Annotated in this window: 16 protein-coding genes; 13 read left to right on the forward strand and 3 right to left on the reverse strand. The window is 60.3% G+C overall.

All coding sequences use genetic code 11. The annotated features are described in order from the left end of the window. The first annotated feature begins 42 nt into the window (after positions 1-42). From ABX75_RS21925 to ABX75_RS21935, 3 genes are all read left to right on the forward strand, one after another. A complete protein-coding gene (locus ABX75_RS21925; protein ID WP_034114521.1) occupies positions 43-864 on the forward strand; it encodes an SDR family oxidoreductase in 822 nt (273 codons plus the stop codon). Positions 865-874: 10 nt separating this feature from the next. Then, a complete protein-coding gene (locus ABX75_RS21930) occupies positions 875-2122 on the forward strand; it encodes an MFS transporter (RefSeq protein WP_014338785.1) in 1248 nt (415 codons plus the stop codon). Between the two features lie 93 nt (positions 2123-2215). Then, positions 2216-3142, forward strand: coding sequence for a zinc-binding dehydrogenase (locus ABX75_RS21935; protein WP_047882653.1), 927 nt, complete (start codon positions 2216-2218; stop codon positions 3140-3142). A 40-nt stretch (positions 3143-3182) separates the two neighbouring features. Here ABX75_RS21935 and ABX75_RS21940 read toward each other — a convergent pair whose 3' ends face one another. Further along, on the reverse strand, positions 3183-4088 hold the full coding sequence (locus tag ABX75_RS21940) for an AraC family transcriptional regulator (protein WP_034114517.1): 906 nt from the start codon (positions 4086-4088) through the stop codon (positions 3183-3185). 141 nt (positions 4089-4229) lie between these two features. On the opposite strand from ABX75_RS21940, the gene ABX75_RS21945 reads away from it, so the two are divergent. Together ABX75_RS21945 and ABX75_RS21950 are read left to right on the forward strand one after the other, a co-directional pair. Then, positions 4230-5141: a LysR family transcriptional regulator gene (locus ABX75_RS21945; RefSeq protein WP_034114514.1), complete on the forward strand. Its 912-nt coding sequence runs from the start codon at positions 4230-4232 to the stop codon at positions 5139-5141. Between the two features lie 165 nt (positions 5142-5306). Next, positions 5307-6344, forward strand: coding sequence for an amidohydrolase family protein (locus tag ABX75_RS21950; protein ID WP_014338789.1), 1038 nt, complete (start codon positions 5307-5309; stop codon positions 6342-6344). A 44-nt stretch (positions 6345-6388) separates the two neighbouring features. Here ABX75_RS21950 and ABX75_RS21955 read toward each other — a convergent pair whose 3' ends face one another. Next, positions 6389-7234 (reverse strand): SDR family oxidoreductase, encoded by an 846-nt coding sequence (locus tag ABX75_RS21955; protein ID WP_014338790.1) that lies wholly within the window; start codon positions 7232-7234, stop codon positions 6389-6391. Positions 7235-7655: 421 nt separating this feature from the next. Here ABX75_RS21955 and ABX75_RS21960 point away from each other — a divergent pair, with 421 nt between their 5' ends. The 8 genes from ABX75_RS21960 (at position 7656) to ABX75_RS21995 (ending at position 18885) form a co-directional block, all read left to right on the forward strand. Beyond that, entirely contained in the window at positions 7656-9317 is a 1662-nt protein-coding gene (locus ABX75_RS21960; protein WP_014338791.1) for a DUF1302 domain-containing protein, read from the forward strand. Positions 9318-9347: 30 nt separating this feature from the next. After that, the gene (locus ABX75_RS21965) at positions 9348-10709 is read left to right on the forward strand and encodes a DUF1329 domain-containing protein (protein WP_039588653.1); all 1362 of its coding nucleotides are present in this window, start codon (positions 9348-9350) and stop codon (positions 10707-10709) included. A 95-nt stretch (positions 10710-10804) separates the two neighbouring features. Next, positions 10805-11935 carry a YCF48-related protein gene (locus ABX75_RS21970; RefSeq protein WP_014338793.1) on the forward strand — a complete coding sequence of 377 codons (1131 nt, stop codon included), beginning with the start codon at positions 10805-10807 and terminating at the stop codon, positions 11933-11935. 35 nt (positions 11936-11970) lie between these two features. Continuing rightward, positions 11971-14502, forward strand: coding sequence for an RND family transporter (locus tag ABX75_RS21975; protein ID WP_014338794.1), 2532 nt, complete (start codon positions 11971-11973; stop codon positions 14500-14502). Between the two features lie 47 nt (positions 14503-14549). Next, positions 14550-15521 carry a lactoylglutathione lyase gene (locus ABX75_RS21980; RefSeq protein ID WP_014338795.1) on the forward strand — a complete coding sequence of 324 codons (972 nt, stop codon included), beginning with the start codon at positions 14550-14552 and terminating at the stop codon, positions 15519-15521. Beyond that, positions 15518-16336, forward strand: a complete 819-nt coding sequence (locus ABX75_RS21985) for an enoyl-CoA hydratase/isomerase family protein (RefSeq protein WP_014338796.1) — start codon at positions 15518-15520, stop codon at positions 16334-16336. The genes ABX75_RS21980 and ABX75_RS21985 overlap by 4 nt, the downstream gene beginning before the upstream one ends. Positions 16337-16368: 32 nt before the next feature. Continuing rightward, entirely contained in the window at positions 16369-17190 is an 822-nt protein-coding gene (locus ABX75_RS21990) for an SDR family NAD(P)-dependent oxidoreductase (protein ID WP_014338797.1), read from the forward strand. Between the two features lie 90 nt (positions 17191-17280). Further along, positions 17281-18885: an NAD(P)/FAD-dependent oxidoreductase gene (locus tag ABX75_RS21995; RefSeq protein ID WP_014338798.1), complete on the forward strand. Its 1605-nt coding sequence runs from the start codon at positions 17281-17283 to the stop codon at positions 18883-18885. Between the two features lie 179 nt (positions 18886-19064). Here ABX75_RS21995 and ABX75_RS22000 read toward each other — a convergent pair whose 3' ends face one another. Next, positions 19065-19730 carry a TetR/AcrR family transcriptional regulator gene (locus tag ABX75_RS22000; RefSeq protein WP_014338799.1) on the reverse strand — a complete coding sequence of 222 codons (666 nt, stop codon included), beginning with the start codon at positions 19728-19730 and terminating at the stop codon, positions 19065-19067. Between the last annotated feature and the right edge of the window lie 106 nt (positions 19731-19836).

The following is a 19836-nucleotide window of genomic DNA, read 5'->3' on the forward strand; positions in this document are numbered from 1 at the left end:
CGTCCGGTGATCGGTCACCGGACCCTCGTTTTGGGAGTCCCTATGCCTGTTCCTAATAATGCCTTCGCGCATCGGTATGGCCCATGGGCCGTGATTGCCGGCGCCTCCCATGGCTTGGGCGCCGCGTTCGCCCGTTCACTGGCCGAGCGTGGCCTCAACTGCGTGCTGGTGGCGCGCCGTGGTAACGCGCTGGCGCAATTGAAAAGCGAATTGGAGCAACGGTACGCCATCGATGTGCTGGTGGTGACCCAAGACCTTGCTCATCCGAATGCCTGCGAGCAATTGATGGCGGCTGTGGGTGAACGGCAAGTCGGTCTGTTCATTTACAACGCTGGCGGTGACCCTTACATCACACGCTTCCTCGACACCTCGGTTGAGGACTGGGGCGCCTTGCTGCGCCTCAATTGCTCGACCGTGATGCAATGCAGCCATGCCTTTGGTGCCGCCATGCTGGCGCGCGGACAGGGCGGATTGCTGCTGGTGGGTTCCCAGGCTGCATTGGGCGGTATTCGCAAACTGGCGATGTACGCCGCCACCAAGGGGTTCGCATTGAATCTCGGCGAGTCGTTATGGGCCGAGTGGAAAGACCGTGGCGTGGATGTGCTCAACCTGCTCATCGGCACCGTCGACACACCGACCATGCGTGATGCCATGGTCAAGTTGAACATTCCCGACGCTCTGACCATGACCTTGCCCCAGGCTGAAGACCTGGCGCTCCTGGCGCTTGAGGAACTGGGCAATGGCCCGACGCTGATCCATCCCGAAGACATCCTCGCCCAGGGCGCGGATACACCCGGTGCGGCACGTCGTGCCCATGTGCTGGGCAAGAGCGCGCAAGCGGCTGTGTTTATCGGCAACGACTGAGGTCACCCCCATGAAAGGTTTTGATAACGCAGAATTCAAACGCGGGTGGCAAGTGCTGATCCTGGCCCTGATCGGCGTCGCGACCAGTTCCAGTTCGTTGCTGCTGTACAGCTTCAGTTCCATGGTCATTCCTCTGGAACAGGCCATGGGCTGGGGCAGGGCAGAGTTGCAGGCAGCGATCACCGCGCTGTCGCTGGGCACCATTGTCGCGTCGCAGTTGGCGGGCTGGCTGAACTTGCGATATGGCCTGCGCCGGGTCACGTTGCTGTCGCTGCTGGCGCTGTCCCTGAGTGTCTTCACCCTGACCTGTATCAACGGTTCGATCTGGACCCTCTACCTGGGGTTTTTCCTGGTGCCGCTAGCCGGGCTGGGTACATTGCAGGTGACCTGGTCGCACCTGGTCAACTTGTGGTTCGAGGAAAACCGTGGCCTGGCGCTGGCGATCATCCTCAGCGGCTCCGGGCTGGCCGCCATCATGCTGCCGCTGGTTACCGCCTGGGCGATCGGCCGCTGGAATTGGCAGGCCGGTTTCCTGGCGCTGGGCGTATTGCCGGTGCTGCTGGCGTTGCCCTTGGCACTGCGGTGGTTATTACCGACGGCCAATGTCAGCCACAACACCACACAACTCCCAGCCGCCAACGGACAAGCTGGAGGGCTGTTACTGCGGGAGGCGCTGCGTTCATGGCGGTTCTGGGTTTGCAACCTGTCGATGACCTTGGTGGTTTCCTGCGTGGTGGGCATGGTCACCAATATCGTGCCGTTGCTGCAGGACAGAGGCCTGAGCGCCTTGCAGGCCAGCCAGGTTTTCAGCAGTTTTGGCGTGTCGCTGATTCTTGGCCGGCTGCTGGTGGGCTACCTGATTGACCGGTTGTGGGCGCCCGGCGTCGCCTCTTTGGCGCTGCTGATGCCGGCATTTGCCTGCGGCATTTTCGCCTATGGGGATTCCAGTATTGCGCTGTACATCCTCGCCACGTTGCTGGTGGGCGTGGGGGCGGGTGCCGAGTTCGATATCGCGGCATTCCTGATCGCCCGCTATTTCGGTATGCGTGACTACGGCCGCTTGTTTGGTGCCCACCTGGGCCTGATTACCGCCGGTGCCGCGATTTCACCGTTACTGTTCGCGGGGTTGTTCAAGCTCACCGGTGGCTACTCGGCCATGCTGCTGTTGAGTTCCATCTGCTTTGTCGTCGGGCCCTTGCTACTCCTGACGCTGGGTGGGTACCCGCGTTATCAGGTCGAGCCATTGACGAGCAGTTAAACGCGGCGCTTAAGTAAATATGGACAGATAATAGAAAAATGTTCAATTATTGCTCGGGTGCAGCCTGACAATAAAACAGACAAGGAGAATGCCATGCGTGCCGCAATCATTTCCGAGCGCAATGCACCGCCAGCCGTCGGTGAGTTTCGTGAGCCGCAATCGCAAGACGGCGCAGTCCTGATCGATGTCGATACCGCCGGCCTGGGCGGCTGGGATGTCCTCGGCGCGTACCGACTCGGGGTTGAATACCCCTGTGTCATTCGCGGCGAAGGCGTGGGCCGGGCACCGGATGGTCGCCGGGTGTATTTCGGCGAGCGCTCGGTGTTGCCGTTTGGTGCCTGGGCAGAGCGCACCCTGGTGCCGCAAGCCGAGGTATGGAATGTGCCGGACGACGTCGACGATAAAACCGCGATCAGCATGGGCATCGCCGCTACCGGTGCCATCGTGCCGCTGGAAAAAGCCGCGATCCAGAAAGGTGAAAAGGTCCTGATACTGGGCGCCACCGGCACCCTCGGCCAGATTGCCCTGCAATTGGCGCGTGGCATGGGGGCTGGCAAAGTGGTCGGTGCTGCACGGTCGGGCGAAGCGCTGGGCCGTTTGAAGTCGCGGGGCCTGGCCGACGCTGTGGTGACGCTGGGTGGCAGCGATGATGTGGCTGCACTGAAGGATGCGGCCGATGGCGGATTTGATGTGGTGCTTGACCTCGTGTGCGGTCAACCCATGTTGACCTCCCTGAAAGCCACCAATTGGGGGGCGCGGATCATGACCATTGGCACGGGAGCCGGTCGCCAGCTCAATCTGGATATTGCCGATCTGTTGTTTCGCAACTTGTCGTGCATTGGCACGGGGCAACGCCCGCCCGCAGACCGTGAGCAGATCTGGCTCCGACTGCTGAAGATCGCCAAAGAGCAGCAGATCCAGGTGGATTACCTTGATTACACCCTCGACCAGGCGGCTGAAGCCTGGGCCGCGCAGGTCAATGGGCCACACGCCAAAATCACCGCCAAGATTCATCGCTGAAGCCATGAGCGCGAAAAGGGCGTCCTTGTCAGGGCGCCTGTCAGCGCTGGCGCTGGTGGCGAAACTCCTCGGGTGTGACACCGAGTTCTTTACGGAATGCGGCACTGAAGGCGGCGGCATTGTTGAAGCCGGCCTGATAGGCAACCTGTTTGATCAGCAGTCGTGAGTCGGCCAATAGCGCCACGGCTTTTTGCAGGCGACTTTGCGCGGCGTACTGACGCAAGGTCATGCCGGTGGTGTTTTTGCAGCGACTGGACAGCGTTCGCAGCGGCAGTTGGCAGGCCTGCGCCAGGTGGCCGAGGGAGCGGCCCTCATCGCTGGCGCTGTCGAGCAGCTCGCGCAGAATGTTGAGTTGACGAGGGCTGAGTTTTTCCGCGCTGTGCGAGGAGTGGACGGCATCGTCGTCCGCGTCGATGAACTCGCGACGCAGGTCCAGGGCGATGCTGGTGAGCAGGCACTCGGTTTGCAGTTCGCTGGCAAAACCGGGGTGGGCCACCTCTTCGGCCAGACGCTGCAGGGAGGCGTGCAGGTAACCGCTTTGCAGGTTGAGCATGGCTTCGCTGACGCCGTCTTGCCAATTCCAGCGATAGCTGCCCAGGACGCCGAGGGAGGAGGGATCGAACAGGCAGACCAGCGCTTTTTGCTCGCTGGCCGCGTGACGCAGGTGAAATTCGGTGCCGCGGGGAATGAATAATAGATTACCCAGGGGGTGGAATCGATGCGCGCCGTGGCTGGGGAAACTGCCGAAGTTAGGCTTGGTCTGGGCACTGGTCGGCAGCATCAGGCGTAACAGGCAACTGTCGCCGGTTTCGATCAAGGCGGTGCCCGTGTTGGACCACTGCGCGTGTTCAACCCGGATGTCGAAGCCTTGTCTGGCCAATGAAGCTTCAGTCAGGAAATTACCCGACGCTTCGCAGTCGTACTCGCTGTAGTGGATCGCGTTCATGGTTCAACCTTCAGCCATTTTTATTATTGGCGCTGAAATTCGAAAGATAACGATACGTCAGGGAGTTACCCGGCTTTGAGTGTACCCAGCGCGTGAGCCGAGCTGTTTCACATATTCAGGTGACAGGTATCAGAAAATCCGATGACGAAAGGCAAAGATATTTCCATGCGTCAACTGCGCTATTTCGTTGCCGCCGCCGACGCGGGCCAGTTTTCCCAAGCGGCGCTCAAGGCGCATGTCTCGCAGTCGGCGATTACTGCGGCGGTGCTGCACCTGGAGCAGTCCATGGGCGTCAGCCTGTTCGACCGTTTACCTCATGGCGTGACACTGACCGCTGAGGGCAACAAGTTTGCCCAGCATGCGCGGCACATCCTCGACACCTTGCAGGATGCCCTCAGTGAACCGCTGTTTCTCGGCCACACCATGCAGGGGACCGTGCGCATCGGCGCCTCCTACACGGTGCTGGGTTACTTTCTGCCTGCGCTGCTGGCACGCTTCAAGCGTAGCTACCCTCAGGTCGAGATCGACCTGATCGATATGAACCGCCAGAGCATTGAGGAGGCCCTGGGCAATGGCGACCTCGATCTCGGCCTGACGATCGTCTCCAACACACCGAACCTCGACGGATTTGCTCACCATGTGCTGGTCCGTTCCCGCCGCCAACTCTGGTTGGCCAGCCAGCACCCGTTGATGGCTGCCACCTCGATCAATCTCGAGGACGTCGCCGGGCATGCCTATATCCTCCCCACGGTGGATGAGGGAGAGGCGTCGACCTTGCGCTATTGGGAATCCCGTGGGCTGGCCCCCAAGGTAGCTTTTCGCACCTCTTCCATGGAGGCGTTGCGCGGGTTGGTGGCGCATGGCTTCGGTGTGACCATTCTCTCGGACATGCTCTACCGGGCCTGGTCACTGGAAGGCAAGAAAATTGAGATCCGGCCGCTGGTGGATGTGATTCCACCCATGGAACTGGGGCTGATCTGGCTGCCGGATAACCGGTTGTCGGCGCCGGCCCAGGCGTTCCGGCAGTTCCTGATCATGGCCTGCGCCTCGTAGCCGCTACCGGCAGGTGGCTGTTCTAGTCGTTCACTCAATAATTAAATGAACACTTAATTAAAATGTGTCTATATAGTTGGCGATGCATTTATACCCTCAAATCGATCCGGAGCCCCTGCCAATGGGGCGTTCGGTCTGCTGGCTCATTACAATAAGGAGAACGCCATGCTGATTGATGTCCACGCCCACTTGCTGACCGAGGGCATGTTGAACCGCCATGAGTTCTGGGGGCCGTTCATGAAGGTCCAGGGGCTGACCGTGGGGCATTTTTCCCTCGGTACCAAACAACCGGCCAAAGCGGCTACGGATGCCGAAGCGCAGGCCAATCTCCTGGCGCGCATGACCCACGCCAGCCGTCGAAAGCTGATGGACGAGCGGGGTGTCGACAAACTGGTGATGTCCACGCCGTCCCACTGCTTCATGTACTGGGCGGGGGACTTCGCCAATGAGTACGCAAGCATCTGCAACGATGAATTATCCGCGTTTTGCCGGGCCGACCCCGACCATTTCGATTTCTGGTGCCATGCCAACCTGGCGGACCCGCAAAACGCGGCCAAGGAGATCGAGCGCGCCGTGACTCAGCTAGGCGCCAAGGGTGTCTGCGTGGGTGGGGCTAATTTCAATGGTTTGGAGGCTCACGATGAGCGCTTGTTTCCTGTCTGGGAAAAGCTGACCCAGCTGGATGTGCCGATTATGGTGCACGGCTTCAACCAGTCGATCTATTGGGGCGAGAAACATACGCAAGACAAATTCGAAACGACGTCGATCGTGGGCGACTGTGTCGATGAAACACTGTTTTTCTGGTACCTGATCTGCGGCGGCGCGCTGGATGTGTTTCCGACCCTGAAAACCTACATCACCCATGCCGGCGGTATGGCGGTGTTCCAGTTGGGGCGCCTGAGCGAACTGAACCGGGCCATGGCGCCGGACTCGCGCAACCAGCGGCCATTGATGGATTACCTGCCGAACTTTTACTTCGATCTCGACGTTCATGCTCCGGGCTTGCGTCGTGGTGTCGCCGAAGTGGTGGGCGCGCAGCGTCTGTTGTACGGCACCAACTTCGGCGGTGCCTACGACCATGGCGATCTGACCGAAGGCATCGGCTTATCCACTGAGGACCGCGAGCGGATTCGCAGTGGTAACGCGATTGAACTGCTCAAGCTGACGGTGCCGGCCAGCACTGACCGGATATTGACGCCGTGATGGAATAGCCTGCCAGGCATGGCCGCCAGGCGGCCATGCCTGTGTTATTCGCTGGCAGCGTTACGCGCCGCGATGGCAGCGGCAAAATCGCGCTTGAGGGTTGGGAAGTAGGCAATCTGTCCGCCCATGCCACCGGCAATGTCGATCGAGGCGGCGCTGATGAAGCTGGCATATTCACTGGCCAGGAACAGCGCCATGCCGGCCACGTCTTCAGGTTTGCCGTAACGCCCGAGCGGTACGACTTTCATCACCATGGCATCGAATTCCTCGCGACTGACGCCCGGGCCCATTTCCTTGTAGTGGCGATCCCACTGACCGGTATCGATCCAGCCCATGTTCAGGCTGTTGACCAGGATATTGTCCTTGGGCAGGGACATGCCCAAGGAGCGGGAGAGGGCGATGCACGAGGCGCGGTTGATCACCGAGGGAATTCCGTCGGGCGTCGGAATCGCGCCGGCCAGGGCATTGATCTCAATGATCCGCCCCCAGCGCTGTTCACGCATGAACGGCACCACGGCCTGAACGAACCGGAAATGCCCCATCTGCAGAATGTTGGCATGTTCGAGGATGGCTTCCGGCGTCAGGGTCTCTAGATTGCCGCCACGCCCTTGACCGGCGTTGTTCACCAGCACATCGACACCGCCCCAGGCCTGTGCAACTTCAGCCACGAATGCTTTGACCCCCTCGCTGTCGGTCACGTCGACAGCCCGGGCAATGACCGCTTGGGCGTGTTGCGAGAGCTCCTTTGCGGCTTCGTGGACGGCAGTCTCGCTGCGGGCACAAATCGCTACCCGTGCGCCTTCGGCCGCGAAAGCCCGGGCAATGGCCAGGCCAATGCCCCGCGAAGCGCCCGTGATGATCACGCGTTTGGCACTCAAATCAATGTTCATGGTGGCTCCTCTTGTTTTTATCTGCCGCTGCGATGGCCGTTTTTTGCTGGGGAACATCCCAAATTCACTGGGTTTTCCGGAGCTATTGAAAGCTGAAAGAGGAAAAGCGTCAAAGACTATTTGAACGTTTATAGATTTTGTGTGCAGTATTATTCCTGGCATCGCCTGTGGCTGAAATCGGTATCCCAAGGAAGTCGATCGATAATTCTGTATATAGAATTGAAATCTTTATGTGGAATTTTTGGTTCTTATCCGTTACGGTAACTTCAGCTGAGGAGGGAAGCGGTCCTGGAGCGTGCCAGGCCTCCGTGAGCGGACTGTCCAGGCGGGACTTGCAACGATCCTGTGAGGTTTCGCAGATTGTTGGAAGGACTGTTTGAACGCACTAAACGACTGAAAATAAAAATAAAAGGTAGTGTGTATGAAAGAGAAGACCAAACAGGGTCGGCGGGTGCTGACTCAAGGTGCGCTGACACTGTTGATGGTTGGCGGCGCACAGGTTTCGATGGCGGCCTCGTTCGACATGTCGAACCCGGACTACCGTGTGCGTTGGGACAATACGGTCCGTTACAACCTCGGGATGCGCACCGACAGTCAAGACAGCCACATCATGAACACGCCGAACTACGACGAGTCGGACGGCAAGTTCGATAAAGGCGATATCGTGACAAATCGCCTCGATCTGTTGAGTGAGTTCGACCTTTCCTACCTCAACGAATGGGGAGGGCGACTCAGTGCCGCCGCCTGGTTTGACCAGGCTTATCACGACGACTCGGTGACCAGTAACATTCCCGGCTACGCGACCAGCTATCACAACAATAAGTACAGCGATGAAGTGGATCGCTACATGAACGGACCGTCGGGCGAGATCCTCGATGCGTTCGTCTGGCGCAACTTCAACATCGGCGACACGCCAGTCAACGTGAAAGTCGGTCGCCATACCAACTATTGGGGCGAGGGCCTGCTCTTCGGCGCCCACTCCGTGTCTTACTCGCAAGCCCCGAGCGATGGCGTGAAGGCGTCAACCAGCCCAGGTATCGAAACCAAGGAAGTGTTCCTGCCCGTCGGACAAGTGTCGGCCAAAGCGCAGGTCACCGACCGACTCTCCCTTGCCGCTCAGTACTTCTATGAATGGGAACCGACCCGGATTCCATTCGGCGGCACCTATTTCGGTGGCGCCGACCCTCTGTTCGAAGGTCCGGACCAATTGCCGGTGGCTGCCAATGGGGCAACGTTGCAGCGTCAGGATTCGCGCTTCGGGCGTGACGGCAAGAACTGGGGCGTGATGGGTAAGCTCAACGTCGAAGAAATCGAATCGACCTTTGGCGCCTACTATCGTCAGTTCGATGACTACCAGCCTTGGCTGGCACCGCAGGTCAAAGCGGCATCGGGCTCCTATCGGGTGGTCTACCCACGCGGCGTGAAACTCGCTGGTGTCAGTTTTGCCCGGGTCTTCAACACCGTGGCGGTAGGGACCGAGTTGTCCTATCGCATGGGCGGCGCGTTGAATGCCACCGGTGTCAGTGCCCTGGATGATGAAGGCCCTCGCGGCGATACGATCCACTTCATCGCCAACGCTGTCTACGGCGTACCGCGTAACTTCATTTCGGACAACGCCACGCTGGTCGGTGAGTTCGCCTACAGTCATTTGCAACGGGTGACCGAACACGAAGAACTGTACAAGGGCGTCGGTACGGCGGCCTGTACCAATGCCAGGACTCCCGGCATTCCTGATTCGGGCAGCGAAGCCGATGGCTGTTCGTCGAAGAACTACTACGCCGTCGCCGTCAACTATACGCCACAGTACATTTCCATCTTTCCGTCCTGGGATCTGGATGTTCCATTGACCGTCAACTACGGTCTGCATGGCAACGCACCGACTGCCGGTGGTGGGAACGAGGGAGCGCTGTCCTATTCGATCGGGCTGAAGGCAACTTACGCGCAACTCTATGAGTTCGGGTTGCGCTATGCCGACACCCGGGCTCAACCCAAGCACCTGGCGAACGGGACCGTGGCGGGTAACGGGCCCGTGGGCGGCACCGACCGCGGCTGGCTGGCGTTTACCTTCAAGACCTCCTTCTGACAAATACAACAAGAATCGGAGAATGTGTTCATGAAACGACAACTTGCCCTATCCATTGCCCTGATGAGCATGGCGACCTACACCCTGGCGGCAGGCGGTGACGCCTCGGAACTGGGCAAAAGCCTTACCCCGTTCGGGGCGATCAAGGCAGGTAACGCCGAAGGTACGATTCCTGCCTATGATGGCGGCTTGACCAAGGCACCGGCCGGCTTCGTAGCGGATAGCGGGTTCTGGGTCGACCCGTTCAAGGACGAGAAACCACTGTTTCGCATTGATGCCAAAAACGTTGACCAGTACGGGGACAAGCTCAGTGAAGGGCAAAAGGCCCTGATCAAGAAATACCCGACCTACTACATCGACGTTTACCCAAGCCACCGTACGGCGGCCTATCCTCAGGCGGTACTTGACGCCACCGTGCGCAACGCCACCAGCTGTCAGATCCAAAAGGACGGGTTGGCAGTCGATCCGGCCTGCCGTGGCGGCTTGCCGTTCCCGATTCCGAAAACCGGCAACGAAGTGATGTGGAACCAGCAGGTGCGTTACAAGATCGGCACCGGCTACTCGACCACGTCTTCTTCCAATAGCTGGGTAGTCGATGCGAACGGCTCGATTACCAAGACCGCTGAACAGGCGACCTTCGAGGAAACCCCTTATTACCAGGTGACTCAGCAGGATCGCGACCCATTGATGTATGCCCGGGTGTTCTCGCGCAATGACTATCCGGCGCGACGTTCTGGTGAAGTGGTGGTACTGACCGACTTCCTCGATCCGTTGGCCAAGGCGCGTCGTTCGTTCAGTTATTCCCCAGGCCAGCGCCGGGTAAAACTGGCGCCGGAATTCGCCTTCGACACGCCGGTCGCCAGCCAGGGCGGTGTGACGCTGTTCGACGAGCTGCAAATGTTCTCCGGCAGCCAGGACCGGTTCGACTACAAACTGGTCGGCCGCAAGGAGATGTACATCCCTTACAACGCCTACAAGTTCTATTTCGGCGTTGGCAAGCAGGAAGATCAGTTCATGCCGCACCACGCCAATCCGGCGAACGAGCGTTGGGAACTGCATCGGGTCTGGGTCGTCGAGGCGACGTTGAAGCCGGGCATGCGTCACGTCTACAGCAAGCGCACCTACTATCTGGATGAAGATACCTTCGGCGTAGGCCTGTATGACGCCTGGGACAAGAGCGGCGCCTTGTATCGCTCGATCTTCCTCAGCGGTGTCCAGCTCTACGACAAGAACATCCCCTACAACGTGAAGAACGTCGTTTATGACTTCAACAAAGGCATGTATGCGTTGCTCAACGATGGTTTGAAGGGCGGCTACAAATTCGTCGACAAACCACTTTCCGAGCGTGACATGAACCCTGAAGCCATTGTGGCCCGGGTGACTCAGCGCTGACGTGATCTCGCCTGTTCTGCGTGCCGGTTTGCGCATCAAGCCTGGCAGGCAGAGCGGGTGGGTTCGCCACGTGGGATGGTTAAGGAATAAAAATAATGACTGGCCCTTGCCCTGCTTCTTTTTTCCGCTCCACGACGCGCCTGCTGCTGGCTGTCGCGCTGATCGTCGGTGCGAGTCCGTGGGTGACGACGCCTGCCTATAGCGCGGTCGCGTCCTCCGCCGACTCGCTGGACGTGCCGGCGCAGCGGGTGGATGAACGTCTGCCCGCACCCTTGCTGTCGGTCGCCAGGGCTGGCAACGCGATGATCGGCGTCGGTCTGCACGGGCTGATCCAGCGTTCCACCGATGACGGCCGGACCTGGCGGCAGGTCGACAGCCCGGTTTCCAGCGATCTGGTGCAAGTACGCTTTCGCGATGAGCGCAATGGCTGGGTCGTCGGTCACGATGCCTTGGTCATGCGCACCACCGATGGCGGCGACAGCTGGCAGGTGCAACTTGACGGGCGCCGCCTGTTGACGTTGCTCAACGCCTACTACGGCCCGCGGGCCGAAAAAGGCGATGAAGCCGCAGCCCTGGTGCTCAGGGAGGTTGCCATGGCCGCCAGCACTTCGGCGACGCCGGACGTGTTGGCCGCACCGTTTCTGGATGTGATGTTCAATGAACACGGCAGCGGGTTTGTCGTGGGGGCCTTCGGCATGTTGTTGCACAGCGCTGATAACGGCCAGAGCTGGGAACCATGGATCGAGCGCAGCGACAACGATCGACGCATGCACCTGTATGGCCTGGCGCAGCACGCTGGCGCTTTTTATATCGCGGGTGAACAGGGCCTGTTGTTGCGCCTGGACGGTCAGCAACAGCGTTTCGTGAAAATCGATACGCCCTATACCGGTACCTACTTTGGCGTTCGTGCCTTCGATCATCTACTGCTGGCTTACGGACTGCGCGGCAATCTGTTGGCCAGCCGTGATGACGGCCAGCAGTGGCAGCCCGTGGAGACCCGGCTCAATAGCAGCCTGGTCAGTATCGTCGAGCAGGGCAACGCCTTGATCGTCGTAAGCCAGGGGGGGCAATTGGTCAGTGTCGATCGGCAGAGTTTGCAGGTCAGCCCGTTGACCGATGCGCGGGTAGGCGAGGTGTATGCAGCCACCGCCACCAAACAGGCTGGGAGCCTGGTCGTCACGCGCTTCAGCGGCGCGAAGGTCATCGATATCGCCCCGGCCAACTAACGCCGCCGGCACGATTCCCCTACGAGAAAGAAAAAATGGTCGAGCAAAAATTCAACAGCGGGATGCCAGTGATTGCCAACCTGGAGGACTTTGACAAGCACTCCGGTGGCTGGTTTGAACGGGTCATTTTCCGTCATCGCATGGTCGTCATCGTTGCCTGCTTGCTCGCCACGGTCGTGCTGGGCTTCTTTGCTACCCAGCTGCAGGTGAATGCCAGCTTCGAGAAAATGATTCCCAGCTCCAGCCCGTACATCAAGAATTACCTGGCCTATAAAAACCAGTTACCAGGCCTGGGCAACAGCATTCGCGTGGTGGTGGAAAACAAGACCGGTGACATCTACGACGCTGACTACTTGCTGGCCCTGCAGAAGGTCAACGACACCCTGTACCTGATTCCGGGTATCGACCGTTCCTGGATGAAGTCGCTGTGGATGCCCATCGTTCGCTGGAAAGAAGTGACGGAGGAGGGCATCGATGGCGGTGCGGTGATGCCAGCCGATTACGACGGCAGCGACAAGTCGATAAAGGCGCTGCGCCGCAACATCATGCGCGCCGGCATTATCGGCAACCTGGTGGCCAACGACGGCCGGTCGAGCATGATTGTCGCGCCACTGCTCGATACTCATCCGCAGACCGGGAAACCCCTGGACTACGGTGATTTTTCCAAGCAACTGGAAGCACAGATTCGCTCGCTGGAAAGCGACAAGGTGGGCATTCACATTGTCGGTTTCAGCAAGCTGGTCGGTGACCTGATCGACGGCCTGTATTCGGTGATGCTGTTCTTTGGCACCTCGGTGGTGATCGCCGGCCTGTTCGTCTACTGCTATACCCGCTGCCTGCGCAGCACCCTGTTGCTGGTGAGCGTGGCGGTGGCCGGTGTGGTGTGGCTGTTGGGTTTGATGCAGATCCTCGGCTACGAGCTGGATCCGTATTCGATTCTGGTGCCGTTCCTGATTTTTGCCATCGGCATTTCCCATGGCACGCAGAAGATGAACGGCATCCTCCAGGATATTGGCCGGGGCACTCATAAGTATGTGGCCGCGCGATACACCTTCCGCCGTTTGTTCCTCACCGGCCTTACCGCGCTACTGACCAATATCGTCGGTTTTGCCGTGCTGGTGATCATTGATATCCCGGTGATCCGCGACCTGGCCCTGACCACCAGCATCGGTGTGGCGGTGTTGATTTTCACCAAGCTGCTGCTGATTCCGGTGGCGCTGTCATACCTGGGTGTGAGTGAAAAAGCCGCGCGTATCGCCATCGCCAAAGACCAGGCCGATGAAGCCAGCCGAGGTTTGCTTGGGCATATCTGGCGTGGTCTCGACCGCTTCACCGAACGGCCGGCGGCCACGGCAGTCATTGCCTTGTCGCTGTTGGTGACCCTGCTGGGCAGCGTGGTGATGATGCATCTCAAGGTGGGCGACCTGGACCCCGGTGCACCCGAGTTGCGCGCGGACTCACGCTATAACCGTGACAACGCCTACATCACCAGCCATTACGGACTTTCCAGTGACCAGTTCGTGGTCATCATGAAGACCAACGAAGACAGCTGCCGTCTGTACCAGTCGCTGCAAAGCATGGACAAACTGGCCTGGCGCCTGCGCCAGACGCCGGGCGTGCAAACCACCCAATCGCTGGCCGAAACCGTGCGGATGATCAGCTCCGGCATGGCCGAAGGCAGCCCGAAATGGTTGAGCATCAGCCGTGACCAGGCGATCACCAACTCGGCGGTGGACGCGGCGATGATTTCCGCCCCCGGCATCACCAACCAGCAATGCTCGGTGACGCCATTGATTGCCTACCTGGCAGACCACAAGGCCGATACCCTGAGCCGGGTATTGAAGGTCTCCGAGGCGTTCGCCAAGGAAAACAACACCGCCGCCGGCGCCGAGCAGCCGGTGGAATTCCTGCTGGCCGCGGGTAACGCCGGCATCGAGGCCGCCACCAACATCGAGGTTGAGAAGGGCATCATCACGATGTACCTGGCTGTGTATGGCGCCACGGCCTTGCTCTGCCTGCTGACGTTCCGCAGTTGGCGTGCAACGCTGGTGGCGCTGATTCCGCTGCTGATGACCACGATCATCTGCAAGGCGCTAATGGTCTGGTTGGGCATCGGCCTGAAAGTGGCCACCTTGCCGGTCATCGCCGTGGGTGTCGGGGTCGGTGTCGATTACGCGTTGTACCTGCTGAGCGTGCAACTGGCGGTGCAGGCGCGAGGTGGCAGCCTGGCTGTCGCTTATCGCCGCTCGCTGGATTTCACTGGCCGTGTCGTCGCCCTGGTGGGCCTGACCATGGCCGCGGGGGTGATTACCTGGGCCTGGTCGCCGATCAAGTTCCAGGCGGACATGGGCATTCTGCTGACCTTCATGTTCCTGTGGAACATGCTCGGTGCGCTGGTGTTGATCCCGGCCCTGTCACATTACCTGCTCAACCCCAAGGGCAACTCCAAGGCCGGAGTGACGCTTGACCTTGAAGACGCCCGCGCGCAGCAGGAACCGCGTAAGGCCGCGACCAGTGCACCAACACACTCATTGACTGAGCTCGCCTTACCCCGGCGTGCCCGCTGACTAATGGCCGGGCCCAGGCCCTGGCTGGCAATTGCAAGGAGATAAAGATGTTCGAGTTATTGATGAGTGCCGACATGATGGTTCCAGACCCGGACGGCATGACGCAAATGTTGGTCGACAAGCTCGGGATCTACAAACACGAGCGCTGGCGCCAGGCGTTCGATAATCACCCGTACATCGCGCATTTTCTGCGGGTACACAAATCCCTGGCGGTGTCGCCGACGCGCATCGAACCGCAGTGGCACCTGGATCGGCCGAACCCCGGTGACCCGCTGTTTCATGATTTCCTGGAAAGCCTCAAGGATTTCCAGGGCCACCACCGGCCCATGCTTACCCACTCCATCGTGCTGGCGCTGCATGGGGACAAGTTCGACGCGCTGGTGGACAAACTGATGCGTCGTCGCTTGCCATTCCGCATGGCGCAGCGCACCCCGGAAATGCCGTTCGATCGCCTATGGCTGGGGGCGACCCCCGAGCAACCGTATTACCAACCCTCCGTGGACGGCGGCTTGTGCATTGAAATCATGCCGACCGAGCCTTTGCAGATGCCGCCGGAAACCTACCAGCTGCCACCGATGCAACCGCGCGATCTCAAGCCCGGCGACATGGTGCGCGTCACCGCCCGTGGCTTCCTGGTACGCGACCTCGATGAAACCCTGCGCAAGGTATCGACCAACCTCGACTGGGAGCCGAGCGGCCCGGTAGAGACCATCGGTAGTGAAGGTTACCGCCGTGCGCGGATGGGCTTCACAGTGCCCAACAGCGCCACCCTCGATGTGCTCGAGGCTACCTACTGGAACACCGACGCCGGCCACTACGTCAATAATTGGGGCCCGGGTCCGTACTACATCCGCATCGGTGTCAACGACCTGGCCGCCAAAGCCGAGGACTTGCGAGCGCGCGGCACTCGGTTCCAGTGGATCGAATCCTCGGCGGCCGTGGGTGGCCGTGCGTTGATCAAGGTCGATCCGCAGGAACTCGATGGCCAAGTCTTCGAGTTCGAGGAGTGCTCTGCATGAGCCCGGCGCAGAACCAGCCGTCTTGCGTGCTGATCAACGATGCCGTGCGCCTGGAGCGGGAGGCCATGGTGGGCTGGGTGGTACTGACCCGGCCCCGGCAGATCAACGCCATCAACGACGACATTCGCCAGGGCGTGCCGCAAGCATTGGCGTTGTTGCAACAAGACCCGGAAATTCGTGTGATCGTGATTCGCGGGGAAGGCGAGCGAGGCTTTTGTGCGGGCGCCGATATCAAGGAACGTCGCGGTCCGGAGTCGAGCCTGCAAGTGCGCCAGCGCATGGAAAAGGTGCGCTGGATCGAAGCGCTGGATGGCATCGGCAAACCCGTGATTGCCGCCATCCATGGCTACTGCATGGGCGGTGGGCTGGAGCTGGTATTGGCGTGTGACATCCGTTTCGCCGCGCCCGATGCCGTGTTCGCCCTGCCGGAAACCGGCCTGGGCCTGATTCCCGGTGGCGGCGGCACGCAACGACTTTCCCGTGTGGTGGCGCCGGGTCAGGCATTGGACATGTTGCTTACCGGTGACCGGGTGGGTGCCGAACACGCGCAGCGCATTGGCCTGGTCAGCCGCCTGGCCAGTGACAACGCCAGCCTGCTGGACGAAGTACGGGCCTTTGCTCAGCGCATCGCCAGCAAACCACCCACCGCGTCGGCCTTTGTCAAACAGGCGGCCCGGGCGGCGCTGGACATGGATCTCAAGCGCGGCCTGGACTTGGAGCTCGATCTGTTCGCCTTGCTGGCCCCGACCAAGGATGCCCGCGAAGCGGCCCAGGCGTTCAGCGAGCGGCGCGAACCGCGCTTTACCGGCGAGTAAAGCGTCACCCAAAAAACAATAAGGAACAGGACATGAGCACAGGAAAACTGGCAGGGCGAGTGGCCATTATTACCGGTTCCGGTGGCGGCCTGGGCGCTGAGTGCGCCCGGGTACTGGCGTCGCATGGTGCAAGTATCGCAGTGGTCGATATCAACTTCGAGGGCGCGACGGCCGTTGCCGAGTCGCTGCTGGCTGCGGGTCATCAAGCCTTGGCGATCGCTACGGACGTGTCCTCGGAAGACGACGTGCGGGCGATGGTCGCCCAGGTGAAACAGCGTTTTGGCCGTGTCGACATCCTGCACAACAACGCGGCGATCCTGAATGCCGAGCAACGTCAGTTGGACCGTGACTTCGTCAACCTCGATATGCAGGCCTGGGATCGCGCCATCGCCGTCAACTTGCGGGGCGCGGTGCTGTGCACCAAGCATGTGATCCCGGTCATGCTGGAGAACGGCAAGGGCTCGATTATCTTTGCCACTTCAGGCCTGGGCATGCAGGGCGATATGTCCCTGACCGGCTACGCCACCTCCAAGGCGGGGCTGATGATGCTGCCGCGCATGGTGGCTTCGCAGTACGGCAAGCAAGGTATTCGTGGTAACGCCGTGCAGATCGGCCTGGCGCCTTCGGAGCACGCCATGCCTGAACCGGTGCTCGACATTCTGCGCGACAACCACTGCACCGCCGAGCTGGGCACACCCCGGCAGATCGCCGATGTCGTGGCATTCCTGGCCAGTGATGAATCCGCCTTTGTCACCGGCACCACACTGGTCGCCGACGGTGGTTTCAGCAGCCACACGCCATCCCTGGTGGCGATGCGCGCGCTCTTTGCGCAGATGGGCCGCACCGGCATGTAACGCTTGCCTCGGCGCCCTCTACGCAGTGCGCCGAGGCTGATCTTCGCCGCTACAGCCGCCGTGCTTGTATTTCGACATTGGAAGCCTGTAATGAACCAGAACCAAATTGAGAGAAACACTGATTTCGATGTAATCGTGGTCGGTGGGGGTACCAACGGCCTGTCAGCGGGCTGTTACTTGGGCATGGAAGGCAAAAAAGTGTTGGTCCTTGAGGCGTTGGACAAGGTTGGCGGGATGGCCTCGTCTGGCTACCTGATACCCGAAGCGCCGCAGCATCTGGTACACCCCTGTGCCTTGGACATGATGTCGATGCGTGTGCATTCCCATGTGCCGCTGGAATTGGGACTGGAGCGCCACGGCTTCAAATCGGTGGAGCTCGCGCCGGGGTATGTCTACCTCCACCCGGATGGGCAGTCGCTGATTTTCTGGCGTGACCGTGAGAAAACCGCTGCCGAGATACGCCGCTTCAGCAGCAAGGACGCCGAGGCGTTTCTCCAGTTCATGAAGGTCATCGACATGTTCCTCGATATCGCGCTGCCGATGATGCGGGTCGACCCGGCGAAAACCAACCTGGGCGTGAAGCTGAAAATGCTCGGCACCGCGCTTAAGCACAAAGCCTTGAAACCCGAGCTGATGGCGCTGATGACGGGCTCTGCGTTGCAGGCGGCCCGTGAGCGCTTCGAGCATCCGGTGACCCTTTCTGCGATGTGCGCACTCACCGGCCTGGCGGGCGATATCAGCGCCGATGGCGGTGGCATCTATTACGCCTTGCTCGGTTTCCTCCATCGTTTTGGCGTGGGCCGGGTGATGGGGGGTATGCAGCAGTTGAGCAATGCCATGCAGGCTCGATTGGAAGAGTTGGGCGGCCAGGTGCTGGTATCGGCCAGCGTCAGTGAAATCGTCGCCAGGCAAGGTCAGGTCAAAGGCGTGAAGCTGGCCGACGGTCGCGAGTTCACGGCCCGTGCAGTCATTGCCGGTTGTCATCCCAAGCCAGCGCTGGACATGGTCACCCGCGGCGAGATCCCGCAACACCTGCTGACCCGCATCGCCATGGCGCCGGCCAACGGCAAGGGCTCGGGACCGCTCAAAGTGGATGTCGCCTTGCGTGGGCAGATTTCCCTGCCACGTTTCGCTGCCGCGCGCGGCGACGGTGTGGATCTGCGCAAGACCGTGATGTTGATCGGCACCGAAGAGGCCGTGCTGGAAAACTTCGCCGCCTGCGCCCGTGGCGAGGTCCCCAAATTGCCCTATATCACCGTGGCCGCACCAAGCGCCGCGGATCCCTCCCAGGCGCCAGCCGGCCAGGATGTGTTGTACATCTACCCGCCCGTGATGCCGGTGAACCCCAACGAAGGCTGGGACGCGTTGCGTGAGCGAGTGGCCGACCAGGTGCAGGAACAGTTGTACGACTATATCGAGGGTATCGAAGGGCAAGTGATTGGCCGACGCATCGAGGCCGCCCCGGACTTTACCGAACGCCTGAACACCGTGAATGGCTGCGTGGTGCATATCGACACCACCTCGATGCGCTCGAGTACCATGCGCCCGGCATACGGCTTGGGAGGCGATACCTTGCCGGTGGCGGGATTGTATTTGGGCAGTGCCGGCATTCACCCGGGCGGCGGAGTCAATGGCATGGCCGGCCGGCTGGCGGCCAGGCGGGTGAGCAAGTACCTGAGTAAAAAAGGCAACTGAACCGTCGACAGATAAACCTGTGGGAGCGAGCCTGCTCGCGAAGGTGGTGTGTCAGGCGGCGATGATGGTGCAAGTGCTTGCCCCTTCGCGAGCAGGCTCGCTCCCACAAAGAGATCATGTTCAGGTAACGCGGGTAAACCTGTGGGAGCGAGCCTGCTCGCGAAAACGCGCCGACAGCCTTAAACGCTGTCGGCGTTCTTTTCTGCCCCCAGTGAAATACTCGCCAGGACAAAGTCCGCCGAGTACTGACGCCAGATGGCCATGCCTTGGGCCGAGTCGGTGTCCAACCCGGCGAGTGCCGACATCGAATAGCGGTTGGTGAACCAGCCAGTGGTCACCAAAGATGCACTGGCCAGCAAAAGGCGCGGGTTGATACCCCCACGGAAATCACCATTGGCAGCGCCGCGCAGCAGAATCGCGTCGAGTTTGGCGATCAGTTTCGGCGCCATTTCCAGGAAATGGTTACGGGGTGTTTCGTGGGTATCGTGGTAGCGGATGCCCTCCAGCGCCAGGCTGCCAAGGAAGGGGTCCAGGCGGTACTGATCGAAGAAATGGTTGAGCACGACGCGCATCGCTTCCGGTGGTGGAAGCGCTTCGACATTGAGGTTGACCAGCTCGGACATGATGTTGTCCGAAGACTCATCCAGTACCGCTACAAACAGCCCTTCCTTGGACTTGTAGTAGTGGTAGACCAACTGCTTGGTGACGCCCGCATCCCGGGCAATTTCTTCCACTCGCGCACCGGCCAGGCCCTTTTTGGCGAACTCCATGCGCGCAGCAGCGAGCAGGCGATTCATCGTATTGCGCTTGCCCTGTTCGCCACCTTCTCCTGCCTTCACCGCCACCTCGTACTCCTCATGCCTGCATGGGGCAGGCTATTGATACTTTGAAGCATTTTCCCGTGGGCCTTCGTTTGACCCTAAGTCAAACGAAGCCGGCCACCGGTATGGA

This window comes from Pseudomonas sp. ARP3 (assembly GCF_001029595.1).
Classification (GTDB): Bacteria; Pseudomonadota; Gammaproteobacteria; order Pseudomonadales; family Pseudomonadaceae; genus Aquipseudomonas; species Aquipseudomonas rhodesiae.